The organism is Moritella viscosa, from assembly GCF_900120065.1.
GTDB classification, from domain to species: Bacteria; Pseudomonadota; Gammaproteobacteria; order Enterobacterales; family Moritellaceae; genus Moritella; species Moritella viscosa.
Window position 1 is genome coordinate 26,286 of sequence record NZ_FPLG01000139.1, and the last position, 16,965, is coordinate 43,250.

Annotated in this window: 10 protein-coding genes and 1 other RNA gene; 8 read left to right on the top strand and 3 right to left on the bottom strand. The window is 42.8% G+C overall.

Annotation, left to right across the window (positions count from 1 at the left end):
- Positions 1–21 precede the first annotated feature (21 nt).
- The 7 genes from menB to BT797_RS20915 all read left to right on the top strand — a co-directional run bounded on the left by menB (position 22) and on the right by BT797_RS20915 (position 7,701).
- Positions 22–888, top strand: coding sequence for a 1,4-dihydroxy-2-naphthoyl-CoA synthase (menB, locus tag BT797_RS20885; RefSeq protein ID WP_045110885.1), 867 nt, complete (start codon positions 22–24; stop codon positions 886–888).
- Between the two features lie 21 nt (positions 889–909).
- Complete coding sequence (gene menC / locus BT797_RS20890) at positions 910–2,151, top strand: o-succinylbenzoate synthase (protein ID WP_075473369.1); 1,242 nt, start codon at positions 910–912, stop codon at positions 2,149–2,151.
- Positions 2,148–3,683 (top strand): o-succinylbenzoate--CoA ligase, encoded by a 1,536-nt coding sequence (gene menE / locus BT797_RS20895; protein ID WP_075473370.1) that lies wholly within the window; start codon positions 2,148–2,150, stop codon positions 3,681–3,683. Before menC ends, menE begins: the two co-directional genes overlap by 4 nt.
- Positions 3,684–3,845: 162 nt before the next feature.
- The gene (locus BT797_RS20900) at positions 3,846–5,732 is read left to right on the top strand and encodes a putative bifunctional diguanylate cyclase/phosphodiesterase (protein WP_075473371.1); all 1,887 of its coding nucleotides are present in this window, start codon (positions 3,846–3,848) and stop codon (positions 5,730–5,732) included.
- A 141-nt stretch (positions 5,733–5,873) separates the two neighbouring features.
- Positions 5,874–5,970: signal recognition particle sRNA small type (gene ffs, locus BT797_RS20905), an RNA gene on the top strand.
- 713 nt (positions 5,971–6,683) lie between these two features.
- Entirely contained in the window at positions 6,684–6,923 is a 240-nt protein-coding gene (locus BT797_RS20910; RefSeq protein WP_075473372.1) for a hypothetical protein, read from the top strand.
- An 88-nt stretch (positions 6,924–7,011) separates the two neighbouring features.
- The gene (locus BT797_RS20915; RefSeq protein ID WP_075473373.1) at positions 7,012–7,701 is read left to right on the top strand and encodes an MOSC domain-containing protein; all 690 of its coding nucleotides are present in this window, start codon (positions 7,012–7,014) and stop codon (positions 7,699–7,701) included.
- A 19-nt stretch (positions 7,702–7,720) separates the two neighbouring features.
- On the opposite strand, the gene BT797_RS20920 is transcribed toward BT797_RS20915, so the two are convergent.
- Complete coding sequence (locus BT797_RS20920) at positions 7,721–8,476, bottom strand: IclR family transcriptional regulator (RefSeq protein WP_075473374.1); 756 nt, start codon at positions 8,474–8,476, stop codon at positions 7,721–7,723.
- A gap of 230 nt (positions 8,477–8,706) precedes the next feature.
- On the opposite strand from BT797_RS20920, the gene BT797_RS20925 reads away from it, so the two are divergent.
- Positions 8,707–9,321 (top strand): flavin reductase family protein, encoded by a 615-nt coding sequence (locus BT797_RS20925; protein ID WP_075473375.1) that lies wholly within the window; start codon positions 8,707–8,709, stop codon positions 9,319–9,321.
- Positions 9,322–9,694: 373 nt separating this feature from the next.
- Here BT797_RS20925 and BT797_RS20930 read toward each other — a convergent pair whose 3' ends face one another.
- The gene (locus tag BT797_RS20930; RefSeq protein WP_075473376.1) at positions 9,695–12,658 is read right to left on the bottom strand and encodes an RHS repeat-associated core domain-containing protein; all 2,964 of its coding nucleotides are present in this window, start codon (positions 12,656–12,658) and stop codon (positions 9,695–9,697) included.
- A 71-nt stretch (positions 12,659–12,729) separates the two neighbouring features.
- Positions 12,730–16,962, bottom strand: a complete 4,233-nt coding sequence (locus BT797_RS20935; protein WP_075473377.1) for a SpvB/TcaC N-terminal domain-containing protein — start codon at positions 16,960–16,962, stop codon at positions 12,730–12,732.
- Positions 16,963–16,965: the final 3 nt, after the last annotated feature.

The following is a 16,965-nucleotide window of genomic DNA, read 5'->3' on the forward strand; positions in this document are numbered from 1 at the left end:
CTTAACAGATTAGGAATTATGATGACAACAACCGTTGGTATTACAGAAGCAGAACTATACGCACACGTAGAATGGCAAGATTACACAGGTGAATACCAAGATATTCATTTTCACAAATCATTAGATGGTATTGCTAAAATCACCATTGCACGTCCTCAAGTACGTAATGCGTTCCGTCCACAAACAGTGCAAGAGATGATGCAAGCCTTAGCTGATGCTCGTTATGACTCAAACGTGGGTGTTATTATTCTAACGGGGCTTGGCGAGCATGCGTTCTGTTCTGGTGGAGATCAGAAAGTGCGCGGTGATTATGGCGGTTATCAAGATGATGAAGGTATGCATCACTTAAATGTGTTAGATTTTCAACGTCAGATCCGTACTTGTCCAAAACCTGTCATAGCGGCAGTGGCGGGTTATGCTGTTGGTGGTGGTCATGTATTACACATGATGTGTGACTTGACTATCGCTGCTGACAATGCGCAATTTGGTCAAACAGGTCCTAAAGTCGGCTCTTTCGATGGAGGTTGGGGTGCATCGTATATGGCGCGTATTGTTGGGCAGAAGAAAGCCCGTGAAATTTGGTTCTTGTGCCGTTTCTATGATGCACAAGAAGCTGTAGATATGGGATTAGTGAATACGGTTGTGCCACTGGTGGATTTAGAACGTGAAACTGTGCGTTGGTGTCGTGAAGTATTGCAACACAGTCCAATGTCATTACGTTGTTTGAAAGCTGCATTGAATGCGGATTGTGATGGTCAAGCTGGATTACAAGAGTTGGCGGGTAATGCCACTATGATGTTCTACATGACAGACGAAGGGCAAGAAGGACGTAATGCTTTTAATGAAAAACGACGTCCTAATTTCTCTAAATTTCCACGTAATCCTTAATCAATAAGCGGAGCATTGTTAATGCAACGGCAGGTTAACTTGTACTATTACCAGCTGCCTTTGGACTGTGCCATTATATTACGTGGCCAGTCTGTTAGTGTTCGTGAAGGCTGGATTGTTGAGTTACAAGAAAGGGTTGAATTGCAGGATAGTGCTAAATTACAAGAAAGTACTGGACTGCATGCACGGTGCAAAAGCACTCATGTTAATAAGGTGGGGCGTGGAGAAGTTGCGCCTTTACCCGGTTTTAGTGATGAGACATCAGCGCAAGCAAAGCAGCAACTTGAAAGCATAATCAAAATTTGGCTAGAGCAGGGCGTCGTGGACCTGAGTATGTGCTATCCCTCGGTGGCGTTTGGCTTTAGCATGGCACTTTTGGAGTTAGACGACGAGCTACCGAAAATGACTTATTGCGACAATATTCATAACGACAATATTCATAACGACAGTCTTCATAATAGTCATAATCACATTAACAGCGCGCTACTATTAGCCGCTGATCTTAGAATTATAAACCGCAAACATTTTCAACTTGCTGCGAGCTCCTTATGTAAGTTGAAAATTGCCACGCAACCTACAGCGAAAGGTGCCCGCCATGACGGTGAGGTTACCCGACAGTTACTACTGCGATACCCCCAATTACGCTTACGTTTAGATGCCAATCAACGCTGGTCATTGGATGCAGCCTTGGTGTTTGCTAAACAGATCCCTGTGGCGTTACGCCAGCGTATCGATTTCATCGAAGAGCCGTGTCATCGCCCAAACGATAGTTACTTGTTTACACGTGAAACAGGTATTGCTCTAGCGTGGGATGAAAGCCTACGGGATGCTTGTAAAAAACCGAGAGGGCAGGGAAATGGTGAGTTTATGAAGTCTACAATCGCGGAATGTAATGCTTCAGAAACTGCATCAATTACTGCAATTGTGATTAAACCTATGCTGACTGGTTCTATTATTCATTGCCGTAATCTTATTGAGCAAGCACATCAACTGGGCTTAACTGTGGTGATTAGTTCAAGCCTTGAATCAAGTTTTGGTTTATTGCAACTGGCTCGCTTATCGCAATGGTTAACACCTGATACTACGCCGGGATTAGATACCTTGCATGTTTTTAAGCAGCAAGTTGCTATGCCTTATCCGGGCTGTAATTTACCTTTGATAGCACTAGCTGCCTTACCCTGTCGTTGTTATTTTCAAGTTACAGATAATAAGTTACAAGATATAAATACAAGTCAGCATCGTATTGTGGAAGCCTGTAAATGATAGACGTTGTAATTGATGACATAGAGTCTAATGAAGTTAGTTTTAGTTGTTGGCCTTGGCAACATTGGTCATCACTTAATCCGAGTGCTATTGCCTTGATAGACGGTAAGTACTCATTTACTTGGCAGCATATGAGTTCGCTGGTGGATGAATATGCAGAACAGTTAAACACACAAGGTGTACGACAAGATCATATTGTTGCTGCTGTGAGCGTTAATAACCCAGATGTATTATGGTTATACTTAGCTTGTTTACGACTCGGTGCTTGCTGTGTGGTGTTAGATCCGAAACAGAGTTCTGAACAGTTAAGTGACAAGTTTGAAGCACTCGACGCGCAGTTTTTTTGGGTATCAGCACCTAGATTTAATCGATCACAAGGCATGCAAAGTATCAATAATACGAGAGAGTTAGTGTTTACTCCTCTCAGTGTCCCTTCGAAGAAAACGCTATCAATAAAGTCAAATATATCTATAGCAGCGTCTACAGCTGCAACCAATTATGCAAGTACTGAGGATAGTATTAAGCTGGAATGGCAAGCAGAGCGGCTAGCCAGTATCGTCTTTACATCGGGTTCAACTGGGAAAGCCAAAGCTGTTGCACATAGTGGTGAAAATCATTTGTATTCTGCAGCGGGTTTGTTGTCGGCGCTCAACTATACGGCACAAGATAGTTGGTTATTGTCGTTACCTTTGTTTCATGTATCTGGATTAGCGATTGTTTGGCGTTGGTTATTTGCTGGTGGGCAACTGGTGTTATCGCCAGCGGATAACCTTGTTGAACAGTTATCACAAGTAACACATGCGTCTTTAGTGCCAACTCAATTAAGATGCTATTTGAATGAACTGGATGTAGATAAAAATCGTATTAGTCTTAAACGTATTTTGTTAGGCGGTGCGGTGATCCCCGTCGCATTAACGAATAAAGCAAAATCCCTCGGTATTGATTGCTGGTCTGGTTATGGTATGACTGAGATGGCCTCTACTGTCACCGCTAAACTTGCGGATGATAGTGCTGGTGTTGGTACTTTGCTCGCTTATCGTGACTTGTCCTTGATTGACAAACAAATTAAAGTTCGAGGTAGAAGTTTAGGGATGGGTTATTACTATCAAGGTGCGTTACGTCCCATTACTGATGAAAGCGGTTGGCTTGTCACGGGGGACTTAGGCATGATAGCGCAAGGTGATGCGTTAGCGGATGAATTATTTATTCTTGGTCGACAAGATAATATGTTTATTTCCGGTGGTGAAAATATTCATCCAGAACAAATTGAGCGCATTTTACTTTCACACCCGTTCATTAATCAAGCATTAGTGTTCTCATGTGAAGATGCAGAGTTTGGCCATCGTCCAATTGCTGTTATTGACTCTGTTGCATACTTATCAGTCGATGATATGAATAAATTTTTACAAAATAAACTGGCTAAATTCATGTGGCCGATACATTATCATTCGCTACCAGATACGATAAATGTGAACTGCATCAAATTAAGTAGGGCTTGCGTTCAATTGTGGGTCACAAGTTTATACGAATAGTTGAGCTAAATGATAATAATTCTTGCTTGTTATAAATCTGACTTGGTGTTCTCTTTGTTTTCTTGTAGTATACAGATTCCTCCTTATTCATCAGATGAATAAGGGCATAGTAATGAAGGTTTACGATGTCATTTAGAGCGGTGTAATTAACAGAGATGTAGCATGCTAAATATTAATACTCAGGTTATTGAGATCCCGGAACCCATGTTTCGTGGTTGGCAACAAACTGTAGAGTTGATCGCTGGCATTATGAATCTGCCTGCAGCATTAATTATGCGCGTTCACCACAATGATGTTCGAATTTTTTCGTCAAGCGAAACTGTTAGTTCAACCTCGCCGTTATTATCAGATTCGAAGCAACTAAGTTGCTACAGTGCACAGGTTATTTATAACCGCACAGAGTTACTTATTGAAGACGCTACCCTCGATTCAACATGGACATTTGATCATAATGTTAGCGCTGATATCATGGCGTATTATGGCCTTCCGCTTACTTGGCCGAATGATCAAGCTTTTGGTACACTTTGTGTCTTAGATACGAAAATCCATGAATTTACACCACATTGCAAATTACTTATCGCACGTTTTCAACAATCGATGAGTGCTGATCTCGCTATGCTCTACGAGAAAGCCGAATTACTGCACGCCAACCGTAAATTACAGAGCTTACTTGCCAAAAAATCAATGGCACTAACCTTGTCTAATCAAGCGTTATTACATGAACAAGATAGCCGTTCGGCATTAGAATCGACCCTTATTTATCAGCAAAAATATGACTCGCTTACAGGTGTCGCTAATCAGTTTTCATTAGTTAAACAGATTGATGGCATGTTGGAATATGTTGATGATGAAAACGAACTTGCCGTTATTTATTTGGGTATCCGTAACTTCAAATCTATAAATAACAGTTATGGCTATGCTATTGGTGACAAAGTATTACTTGAAGTAAGTCAGCGTATTCATCAACAGTTAACGACAGAATACTTGGTTGCGCGTTGCTGGGGTGATGCGTTCGCAGTTGTTGTTCGTGATGATAACGTTGTTGAGCAAGCCATTGATTTGATAGCACGTTTTTCACAAGCCTTTGAATCAACGTTTATTATTGATGATTACGTGATCACAGCTCAGGTTTGCTGTGGTGTTGCGTTAGCGGATTCACCTGAAGACAAAGGTATTTCTTTGGTTGAAAGAGCTGAAGCTGCAATGAGTGCGAGTAAAGATACGGGGACATATTATAACTTCTTCACTGAAGAATTGAGTGCCGCGATTGGTGAACGTCACTATTTAGAATCGCATTTAGCCGAAGCGCTGGATAAAAATGAAATGTCAGTGCATTATCAGCCGATGATTTGTATTAAAACCCGCCGAGTAATGGGGGCTGAGGCATTAATTCGCTGGCAGAATCCAATCTTAGGTGCTGTTGCGCCAGATCGTTTTATCTATCTAGCAGAGCAAAATGGACAGATCTTAGCATTAGGTAACTTTGTATTACGGACCGCAATGGAACAAGCTGCTCAGTGGCGTAAGAGTTTTGGTGGTGACTTTTGTATTGCAGTTAATATGTCTCCGGTACAATTTCGTGATGATAACTTGGTTTCTCGTATTGCGCAGTTGCTGGCTTATTATCGTTTACCTGGTAGCTCACTAGAACTTGAGATAACTGAGGGCGTTTTATTACAAGACGAGAAGAAAGCCGCGAAAGCCATTGCTGGATTACAAAATTTGGGTGTCCGCATTTCATTAGATGATTTCGGTACGGGTTATTCGTCATTAAGTTATTTACAGAAGTATTCGTTTGATACGCTGAAAATTGATCGTAGTTTTATTATGAATCTAATGGAACGAGACCAAGATAAAGAACTCGCGCGGGCGATTATTGCTATGGCGAAGAAGCTTAACTTGCAAGTTGTTGCCGAAGGTGTTGAAACCGCAGAACAAGATCAGTTTATTGTTGATGAAGGTTGTGATTATGGTCAGGGTTATCTGTATGGTAAACCTGTACCAGCAACAATGTTTATGGGTCAGTACCTTAGCAAAAAAGCTATTTAATTGACGCGGTTTCGATCGACTTGGTTGGATAGTGTGCAATCGGCGTTTGTAGAGAATAAAACTGCTATAAACTGTTGCAAAGAATCAGTGAATAGTTAATAATTCACTCGTTGTCAAGCACAACACGTTTGATGGGTGCCTTATGGGTCCCTCCGCATTGATACTCTGTGAACTCGGCCAGGTCCGGAAGGAAGCAACCGCAGCAGAGAACTCAAGTGCCGGAGTGAGGCTTGTAGGGTATCCTTCAAAAGTGTTGTGCTTTTCGCGTTTCTAACGTTATTTTTTAAATCAATCTCTTATTGCTTCATTTTTATTTCAAATCCTTTGCTAGACCCATTATCTGCTCATAATATATTTCCTGTAATTTATTTTCTTAGTGCGACTATTTTATCTATTTGAAGTTAAGATGGTATGACATGCGTAATGCTATAACAATAAAAACTAGCCAATAATGGTTACTTCTATTTGTTGGGTAATGGAAAAACTTAATCGAAAACATGACTATGTATCTTTTTATTTCAACTGGTTTGTAAGAAATAAATCATAATGCTAGTGTATTCCTCTGAATAGTCATGTTTTCTTCTGAATATCGATATAAAAGACCTCACAATGGAGGTCTTTTTTATGGCGATTGTGTCGTAACTTCTGCTTCACTTTCAACTCAATCTATTTCCTATTTCACTACCGTATCCAGTAAACCCGCCTTATTAATTATATCTCTTGGTTAGAGCCTGAATGGTGATTCATTTGCCTCTGCGTATCAAGAAGGTATTGCCACTCAAATTTATCTTTGCATTCGTTTCTTTATATTAAACTTGATTCCCTATGGATAAATTAGGGTGGGGTTGATATAGTTGTTGTGTAATATTATTAAATAGAATTTCCTGTTTCATAGTGTGAGCTGTCATTAGTCACCTAAACAGGTTGAAGCAACAAGAATGAGGAATAATAATGAGATATAAGATAAAAATAACAAAGGAAGAAAAACCACTTTGCGAAGTCATAATCGAAAATAACAATCACAGAACAAGGGAAGAAATACTAGCCTTAGTATTGGATCGATTCCCAATCGTTGAAGGGTTTGAGAGAGAGGTATTATTTTCTGATGATGAAGTGCGTTATCTAAAAAGTACGCCGACAGGTATCGAAGTACTCGCTTCACAACCCATTTATCGACCGACGAATAGTTAGGATACTCGTCTTCCAAAACAGCAAATGGTGAAGCAATTCAGAATAGAGACGAAGTAACATGACAGTAGAACAAAGAGGTAGCTTGAATATGAAAAAGATAGGAACGGTTGGCGCAGTGCTTGTCGGTAAAGCGATCTCTTATGCGAGAGGGTCAACAAGTGCGATAGATAAAAAAGTGATGAATGAACGTCTGGTTGTTGAAAGGCTCGGATTTGTCAACGATGAAGTCGGGGACTTGAGTGTACACGGCGGCATTGAAAAAGCACTACATATCTATCCGAGTGAACACTATGCTGAATGGCAGAAAGATCTCGGTGATAATGTAATGTTTCAAGAGGTCGGGGCTTTTGGCGAAAACATTAGTTCCTTGGGGCTGAATGAACATACCATTTGTATCGAAGATAAGATCCGCATCGGAACGACACTATTGGAAGTGTCACAAGGACGTATGCCTTGTTGGAAATTAAACGAAAGATTTGATCAACACGATATGTCGCTAAAGCTACAAGATACCTTACGGACTGGCTGGTATTTTCGGGTGTTGGAAGAAGGTCAAATCGGCGTTGGTGATGAGATTTTACTTTGTGAACGACCTTACCCTGACTGGTCTGTCGCAAGAATAATGAGCTTGATTTTCACGGGTTGTTTAGACAAACAAGCGCTTATAAAAGTTCTGGAGTTACCATTAGTCGATTCATGGAGAAGGCTTGTTGAACGTCGCCTTGAAAGCGACGTTGTAGAGAACTGGGACCTCCGGTTATTCGGGGCTATGGTTTAAAGCGAGTTGTCTATCGTCTTTACTTCACCGCTTTCGTCATTGTGTAACCTAAGTGTTGCGACAGTCGTTTGCTCGTATCGCGAATGGCTTTTATATCTTTTTCTTGAATGTCGTCTTGTTGCTTGAAACCTATAATGAGAATACACGCAACTATATTGCCTGTCGCGTCAAAGACAGGTGCTGATATCGCTTTGGCACCGGGTATGCTTGGGTTTACTTTATTTCGAATCGCATAACCATTCTCTTTGATTGATGCTAAGTCTTGTATAAGTTCTTTACCATTTTTCGTTTCTGCTTTTAACAGGTGCTGATAAGCTTCTTCAGGTGAAAATGCCGCAAAACACATCCCGACAGAGCTGCCAGTTAATGGTGCGTGAAAGCCAACTCTAAAGCTTATCGCGACAGGGTATGGGCTTTCGAGGAAACGAACAATCATTGGTCCCTGTGTTGTCCAAACCGCGAGCGCTGTGGCTTCTTGCGTTTCTAGTCTTAATCGTTGTAATTCTGGTTCACAGACGTGGAGAATATCTGTATGACCAAGGATTTTGGCACCAAGTTCGATCAGCTTTGACCCATGGCAGTAGTTACCATTTACATCTTGAATGATGACTCCAATACGCAGAAAGCTTGCTAGATATTTATGGAGTTTACTTTTAGATATATCCATTTCTACAGCTGCATCACCTAACGAGATTGCGTGATTTTTGTTAGAGAAAAAATCTATAATATCAAAGGCTTGCTCTACAGATTGTATGCCTTGGTTTTTCTTTTCCATAGTGTCCTATTACTGGTTTAGTATGGTCTTTCTGACGTAGCTTTATAGCTATAATTTCAGTAGCTTGGTTATGATACAGGTGCGGGTGATAAATTCATAGTCAGAACGTTTTATCTCGCCTTCTATGCGAAATAGACAAGCGCTAGTCATTTGTAAGTATAAATTAAACCTAGGCTAACAACCTCTGATATGTCACGATACTATCTTTGTTATAACAGGGACTTAGTGACATGCAGTTAAACTTTTCAGACTTTTCAGCCAATCAAGGTTATCATTTGATGACACAAACGATTATTCCACGGCCTATTGCTTGGGTACTAACAGACTCGGGTAATGCCAGCTATAATTTAGCGCCATTTTCGTATTTTACCGCGGTATCAAGTAAACCTGCGTTGTTAATGATCTCGGTTGGGAAAAAGCCGAGTGGTGATAACAAAGATACACTCACCAACATCCTTAAAAATAAGAAAATGGTTATTCATATTGCATCAGATGATCAAGCTGACATTGTCACGCAAACTGCCGCCACATTAGCGCATGGTGAATCTGAACTTGCTAATGCGGGATTAACGACCACTGCCTTTGATGATTTCTCGCTACCGAGACTAACGCAATGTGATATTGCTTATGGCTGCGAACTTTATGACATTAAAGAGATTGGAGATGCACCGCAAACACTTATCTTTGTTGAAATTAAGCAGCTTTACATCAATGATAATGTGGTAAGTACAGACACGAAAGAACGATTAAATATTGCTGCAGATAAAATTAAACCCCTCGCGCGGTTAGGCGGAGGGGAGTATGCATCAATTACCGCATCTTTCATTGACGTCACCGATAAGTGATATTTGTCATAAGTAACCTGACTTTCACCGACTAATGTTGTTCGGGACGCGATTGGTAAATAAAAGGCTTCAGCACCGAGGTAACGAGTGTAAGATTGAGGGGCTACCCACACGCCCGTAATGCTATCGGTATTTCGGTGATGGGGGGAATGATTTCAGCGACGTTATTAGTGGTGTATTTGCGCCTTTGTTTTTTGTGTTGATTTTTAAATTTTTAAACCTAAAAAAGCAAAAATATAGGCCAGTATAATAACGTTAAGCGTGTTTGGTAAGCTTTAGAATAGTGGTAATTTCATAACCAATATTGGCATAACTTAAACAACGCGGTCGGTATTAGACCGCGATATCTTATTTTTATAAATCTGGGTTATGGCTACGCCATAGATTCAGTATGATTACTATTGAAGTAATTACCAAATGCGGTTGTAAATCTGTCCCAATTTACTGTTGTCCATGCTGTATTTAGAGCCGTCGTGGTTCGAGTTGCTTCACCATCGGTGTTTAGATCGACTGCTCGAAAGGTTCCCGCTGCGACGCCGCCAGCAAGAGCACCACCCCATTCGCCATGGCCGGCAGAATCACCCATTAGTTTTTTAATTCCCCATGCTGCCATGGCACCAGTTGTAGAGTATTGACGCATCACTTCACCAACTAATCCTGACAACGATGTGATTCTGTCAATATACCGCCCCATACGTCCGCCTAAACATGCGCCTATTCCTGCATACTCTCCGACGCTGGCACTTCCCTTTGTTTTACCTAGAACCCAGCCACCCATTATGCCTCCTGTCATTGCACCGAATTGAACGGGAAGTCTAGCCTTTCCTCCGGAGAGTGTATCTGCTGTACCAACTGCAGATCCACCTGCATTTGCTCCTGCCATGCCTCGTTCGGTTTGGTCTAATGCTCCCATTAAAGCACCAGACGCTGCACCACCAGCGGAGGCCAAAAGTCCTCCTCCTTTACTAGCACCGTGGGTCGCAGCTGACAATGTCGCAACAGCAGCACCAGCGAGTGTTTGTATTGTGACTGATTTACCATTGACGTTATTAGCCATGTGTCCTGCAGCTGTATCACTTATTTTATTAGCGAAAGCGCCTATAGCTGCGCCAGCTAAAATACCAGCAGCTCCAACTCCGACTGCTACACCTATAGAGGCCCCAACTCCGGCAGCAAAGCTACCAACAGCTATTCCAATGCCTACGCCAAGCATTACTGTTCTTCTTGCGTTATTCCACTTTCTTATGGTTTCTACTGATTTACCTTTATCCTGAAGATATTTTGTGGTTTTTTTTGTTAGGTAACTATCAAGTTTTTTTATAGGTTTGGAAACTAAAGTATGAGCCAGCATGCCTGTTGGATCTTTTAAGTTAACAGGGTTATTTCTCACCATTTGATACAGATTTAAACCATCCACAGTCCCGGCTGGATCCGGATTTAGCCAGCGGCCCATCCATGGCATATAGTATCGATATCCGTAGTAATAAAGCCCGGTTGCGTCACGCTCTTTGCCTGAATACCGAATGGTTTTGTATTTCGCCTCGGTCTGATTTTTGGCTGACCATAGCGCGGTTCCACCAAATGGGTAATACTCTTCCATAGTCAAAATATCTGCATTGCAGTTTAGCTCTAAGTTACTGCTGCCCAAGTGATTATCCATGCTGTATCTTAACTGGTTGTTTGGTATATCGGATGGTAAGCAGTCTTCCTGCCAATGAAGCAGTCTTACCTGACTTCGTCCAGTGTTCATGAGTGTCACGACATGCAAGATTTCACTCACAGAGCCACGCTTGGTTCTCAACTCTAGCCCCGGTAGATAAATTACTTCTGACTCATTGTCGTCATCAGACAAGAGTTTTCGGATACGAGTTCCCTGTGCTGAATACTGGTAAACCTCATGTTGCTTATTCGTCAGCGCCACTTTTTCTAGTTGGTTATAGCGCCCCCAGGTTAATGCTTTACTGTGCTCAAGTTGTTTCAAATTACCGAGTGCATCAAAGAGTTCATCTACCTTGTCAGCTGATATTGGGTTATCACTGATTTGTTGAACAGTCCGATTGCTGTTATTCGATACCACCATATTCAAGGTGTATTGGTTTGCTCCGTTATGGCCAATTGTGAGCAGGTTTCCTGCTTTATCATAGGTGTAGGTACGACTATAATTTATATAATTACTCGCGTCGTGTAAGGGGGGGAGAGTTGAATTTTGTTGCGGGTGAGCGTCGTTTTCACGACCTGAAGCAGTAATAAGCTGATTCAGGGCATCATAGGTATAGGTTTGTTCAGGCACTACGCGCTGATTTTTGTAGAAGCGGGTTGCCTCTGTTGCGTCTTTGATTGAGACGATATTACCCACTGGGTCATAGGTATAATTCAGATTTTGAAGCTGGGTATTTCGACCTTCCTTCACTGGTCTTTCTGTTAGTACCTGCATTAGTCGCCAATCACGCTCATCATAGGTGTAGCTTGTTACAACCTTGTTTCCGGCTCGCTCATGGATTTTCTGGCCGTTGGCATTATACTTAATATCAGATACCAATGTTTTTTCTGATGACTCGGGTTGATTTACTAATAGTAGGTAGCTGGCTGATAAAACACCGGATACATCATATTCACTGCGTTGTCGATTGCCTTTAGCATCGAGCTGGCTCAGCATTGTACCTAAGGCATTATAGGTCCATTGTGTGGGATAAACTGTCGAATTGAGTTTATCTTTCCATGCTGTCTCGTCGCTCTCTTGCCAGTCGCTTTCGCCGCTCTTCGATAACAACAATTGACGGTTCTGTGTTAAAGGTTGCCCGGTTAGGTTGATACTGGTGATTTCGGACAAGCCGGCATGATCGTAATGGCGGATAAGTTGCAGGTTGAGATTGTCATTGGTCTGGGTACTATCGCCATAGACAAAGCGTTCGGTTACTTGCTTGGTCTCATCCTTGATATCAGTGTGTAGTTCATGCACTGCAATCGGTCGGTGAAAGCTTTCATCGTAATCGTAATACCTTGCTGTGCCTAATTCATCCCATTCTTTGTGTGGCATCCCTTCAATATCAGCAAGCGCTATATGCCAGCCTGCATCAACACTGTCTACACGTAGAGGCTGACCTAACAGGTTGTTTATTTTGGATATATTATTTATTCCTTGTTTAAATAAACGGGGGTCGGAAGAGGATGCTAATTGTCCCGTTGCATTATAGGTTGAGCGAGTGATTAAACAGTCTAATTTATCGGTTACTGCTGTACGGTTATATTGGATTGTGCGAATGGCTAAACCACGGTTATCCTTAACTGAAATGGTGGGGGTTCCCTTGAATAGAGCGGTAGAACTGGATGTAGACATAAAGTAAACTCCTTGTAGATAAAAACCAACGCCCAGATATTAAGGCGTTAGTTGATGAGGGGTAATGAAGATTAATGTGACGGCGATACTTCAGACCAAGTGTCATTCTCATCTTCAGCGACGGTAAACCAAGGTGTATAGTAATTTCGGCGTTCAAAACCTTTCGCAGTGACTACTTTGATCTCTCGGCCAAGGGCGTCGTAGTAGTGCGTGTCAGCATATCCTTGTGCACGCATGGCGGTATTAGTGAGATAGTGCCAGTCGTCAACAAAGTAAGGTTGGTATTGCCTGACCACCTGACCTTTATTGTTATACTCAGCTCTCCCTGAAACATGCCAACGCGTTTCTGTGTGCGCTTCAATTAACTTATCATTTCCATCAACGGCTAATTCACCTTCGTTTGTACGTTGATAAGCGAGCCCAGGGGCCACCTTTTGTAAACGCTGTAAAGCGCGTCCAAACCCATCACTGTAGGCTAACTGAACCTGTATTTTCTGACTTTTGATGTCCGGGTAAGCGTCAGCTGTTAATACCACCTGATGCAATGGCATAGGTACTTCCGATTGCCAGCTGAATTCATCACAGGCAAACAGCGATGCTTCTTGTTGTATCGTCGTTCCGGCTTCTTCTATCAGTGTTGCGACATGTAGCGGCGTAGTTATGCTATCGATTAGTGAAGGAAAACCTGTCTTCGTTCCCTTCTCGGTGCCATAGAATGAACCGTTCACTGGAATTCCTAAAGGACTCGTCGCCACTTGTTGCGTATTCTCGTTCAAATCCGTTAGAGTGTGGGGGATCAATTGTTGGTAGTTAACGGTCGCGGTCGTTGTATTATTTACCGCATCTTTTATTGACGTCACCGATAAGTGATATTCGTCATAAGTAACCTGACTTTCACCGACTAATGTTGTTGTTCGGGACGCGATCGGTAAATAAAAGGCTTCAGCACCGAGATAACAAGTGTAAGATTGAGGGGCTACCCACACGCCATTTTCACCTAGAGAAGGCAGCACCCTAGGAACAAATTGATATCCAGCCGCGTTTAACTCGGAGATTAACTGATCTGCTGTCAGTACTTCTTCATAAGCTTTTAATGCAACATCATCAAGTACCGCGGTTTCCACATGAACGACCCTCGGCGGGTACGAGAACCCCACAGGTTCGTTATTTTGGATATAGTAACGTTTTTGCTGTCCTGCAAAATGACGTATTGAATTTGGAACCATGCGCGGGTTCTTTTTGAAAAATTCAACATAAAACCCAGCCGCAGGTACATCCTTTTCTTGCCCCTCAATGACATTGCTCCGGCTTTCAAAGGGAAGGCCAATCACACTATAAGTATCGGTTTCTTCTTGAAGGTAAGCGTTCAAGCTCTCATTCAATCTAAGCACAAACTGCTGCTCATCAACGTCAACTTGATCGGAGACTGAGTAAATGCCTGTCCATACGCCATTTTTTATAGGTCGTCTTGGATAATTAATGGCGATCGCATGTTGGGGTAGTCCGTAGTCATCAAACTCGATAGTGAGGGTATGCTGGCAGCTCGGATCTGCACTGATACGTTCATAGTCATAGCTGAGCTGCTCTACAGATGTCATCATTAACGTTGGTGCTGCTATAGCGTCTATCCCTGACTGAATTAGTGTGACTTGATAACGTACACTCTGTACGGTATAGGGGTTAGCCTCGAGCTCGCTATCATCTAAACCGTACATTTCTTCTCGCTGTAACGTGCCAACCAAGGCTCGGTCAATCCACCATAGTTCAGATTCTGACGGAGTCCAACCAGCGAAGTAAGTGTCTTTCAACGTATACGCGTTCTCATCGCCTTGCCAATAAGAAGCTGTTTGTTTTTTATTGCCGACATGATACCAACGACATGTTTTGAGTGCAGGAGAATGAGTATCGATTTGAAGCGCGGCAAGGTGTTCAGTGTCTGTTGTCTCGACATAGCCAAATCCTCGGTATTCACGCTCAACACCATCATAAACACCGTGACGATAAGTAAAATTCTGTGTCAGTGTATTACCCGTGATCTGGTCTATTTGAGTGATTTTCTTTACCAAGTATACCGACATTGGAAGCGAGCAGATTGCGTTGTCATTACCTGCTTTTTCATCTAACCATTCTTGCCCTGAATGGCGGTAGGTCACTTGGCTGAACGCGCCACATTGATTGTCTAACTGAGAGATCAAATAAGGTTTGTGGGCGGTCAAAGGTAATACATAATGGGCTGGTGCCATATGGGGCACAGAGAGTAATACAGACATGCCGCCACTTGCTTGCAAGTCTGCAAATGTGAGTTGGCAGGTATCATCAAAACAAACCTCATCAGGCAGAGAGATATCTTTTCCTGACTCGAAGCCATTTCCTGACAAGTTCTTGTATAATGTCATCTTGTCTGAATGCACGTAGACAAGAGAATCAGCACCAGAGCCATCAATATCAACCATATATAATCGGTGAGGCTGGAAAGCACAGTCACCAGACCACTGCCAATCAAATTCGATGCGGTCGCCAAACTCGCCACGCCCTAAATTAGGCCAGCAATGTACAGTATTTTCGGAAACTTCAATCAGGTGTGATTGTCCGGAACCCAGTACATCACCAAATGCCACCAAAGTACGTTCATTATGGTTCTGCATTGGTAGTGGTACGTTTAATGCGTTAAGGTTGGTCTGTTCTCCTTGAGAAAACCCCTGTCGAATGTTGGGATAGAAGCGCACGCTATTAGGCCCAATGACGGCGACATCAGATAAACCTGCCCCCGTGATGTTAGCAAAGATGCCTTCACCACTTAACAGCTCTGACGGAACCGCTGAAAATGGTGTAAACGACTGCCAAGTCTGATCATCATTTAGAGTAAAAAAGCCATTCAATCCGGGTTGTAGCACTATCCAATCGAGACGACCATCACCTGTTATATCGGTTAATACTTGCTTGTCGTTTTGCAGTGAGGGGACTGAGGGTACAGAGCTCCAATCACTGTAGGTTATTGCGTTATTGTGTTCACACCCTCGTCGAGGTGAACGGTATCGCCAGTCCGTTCCTGAGCGGTATAGTACACCTGGTAATCCTTCTCCATATAAATCTACCAATTGGTAGAAGGGGGCATCATCAATCCCTGGTGTTGGACCGAGAGTTTGCCACTGAGGAACTGCAGGTAATGTGAAATCCTGATAAGCGAGCAACAATGCCGGATGGGATTCAACAATAGTCTGGTTTTCTGAATTTACCCCATATGCCCACACTTGTGCAGATTGCAGACGGCTTAGTATCGGATTTTGATCATAATCAAGTATCAAGCGACGCACCAACATCGGTTGCTCTGTCAGCTCATCGGGAAAGTGGTGGAACATTAAAACCTGATGGCAAATACGGTGGCAGCGCACTTCAAAGCCGTAATGGTAGTCGGAAAAAGGGTCTTGGCGCGCAGGCCAAAGCGTTGTGGTCGACCATTCAGGGGGCTTACTCGTGTCTAGACTGCGTTGACCATAGTCGAACACGAGGCTGAACAACCACCCATTTGTTTTATCTGGCCAGCTATCACGCCAGCAATAAAGTTCAGAAGATGCGACAACATTGCCATAAAACACCTGAGTTAAATAGGATAGTGCGCTTCGATTTCTTACATCTTCCGGAGGTAGGCTGGTATTAATCCCGTCATCGTTTTCTGCCTCATACACATAATGAATATGTTCCCCATGAGGTGACAGACTTTCTTCGATAGACCATTCGGCAATGCGTCCTTTGTCGCTAGTTTGGGATAAAGGTGATTTACCGAGGCAATGAAGCGTGCCATCGGGTTCAAAAATCAACCAGAATATTTGTTCTGGGTCAGTCGATAACACTTTCCAATGTTCATAACGCTCATATCCGCCAGCGACTCGTGAGTGATAGCGTATTACTTCGTGATCACCCAACTGTGTTGAGCCAAATTTTGAGCGAGTGTTACGTACAATATTCCCGGTTTTATCACGCTCTGGTTCGAGCACTTCGCCGCTCGGACCGACGTAATGATCGGAGCCATTATATTGGGGGGTACCGTGTTTGGTGTGTAAGAAAATTGACAGTAGGGGTAATTGCCAGCCCGCGCCAAAGGGACTATTCCCCTGAGCCGTTTGATACTGCAGAGCAAGGGAAGGTGTAAAATCACGGCCACTGCTGATAGGTAGAGGGATTGAAAATTGCAGATCACCAGTGGGGCCTGCGTGGCCTGGTGTAGTTTGAACCGTGGCAATGGTTCCTCCCTGCTGTGGTAACTGAGGAGAGTTGATAGTCAAATTATTCGTGGGTTGTGACATAAA

Excerpts from the sequence above, each read along its gene's own strand:
- menB (WP_045110885.1), top strand. The coding sequence starts at position 22 with ATGACAACAACCGTTGGTATTACAGAAGCAGAACTATACGCACACGTA.
- menC (WP_075473369.1), top strand. The coding sequence starts at position 910 with ATGCAACGGCAGGTTAACTTGTACTATTACCAGCTGCCTTTGGACTGT.
- menE (WP_075473370.1), top strand. The coding sequence starts at position 2,148 with ATGATAGACGTTGTAATTGATGACATAGAGTCTAATGAAGTTAGTTTT.
- BT797_RS20900 (WP_075473371.1), top strand. The coding sequence starts at position 3,846 with ATGCTAAATATTAATACTCAGGTTATTGAGATCCCGGAACCCATGTTT.
- BT797_RS20910 (WP_075473372.1), top strand. The coding sequence starts at position 6,684 with ATGAGATATAAGATAAAAATAACAAAGGAAGAAAAACCACTTTGCGAA.
- BT797_RS20915 (WP_075473373.1), top strand. The coding sequence starts at position 7,012 with ATGAAAAAGATAGGAACGGTTGGCGCAGTGCTTGTCGGTAAAGCGATC.
- BT797_RS20920 (WP_075473374.1), bottom strand. The coding sequence starts at position 8,476 with ATGGAAAAGAAAAACCAAGGCATACAATCTGTAGAGCAAGCCTTTGAT.
- BT797_RS20925 (WP_075473375.1), top strand. The coding sequence starts at position 8,707 with ATGCAGTTAAACTTTTCAGACTTTTCAGCCAATCAAGGTTATCATTTG.
- BT797_RS20930 (WP_075473376.1), bottom strand. The coding sequence starts at position 12,658 with ATGTCTACATCCAGTTCTACCGCTCTATTCAAGGGAACCCCCACCATT.
- BT797_RS20935 (WP_075473377.1), bottom strand. The coding sequence starts at position 16,962 with ATGTCACAACCCACGAATAATTTGACTATCAACTCTCCTCAGTTACCA.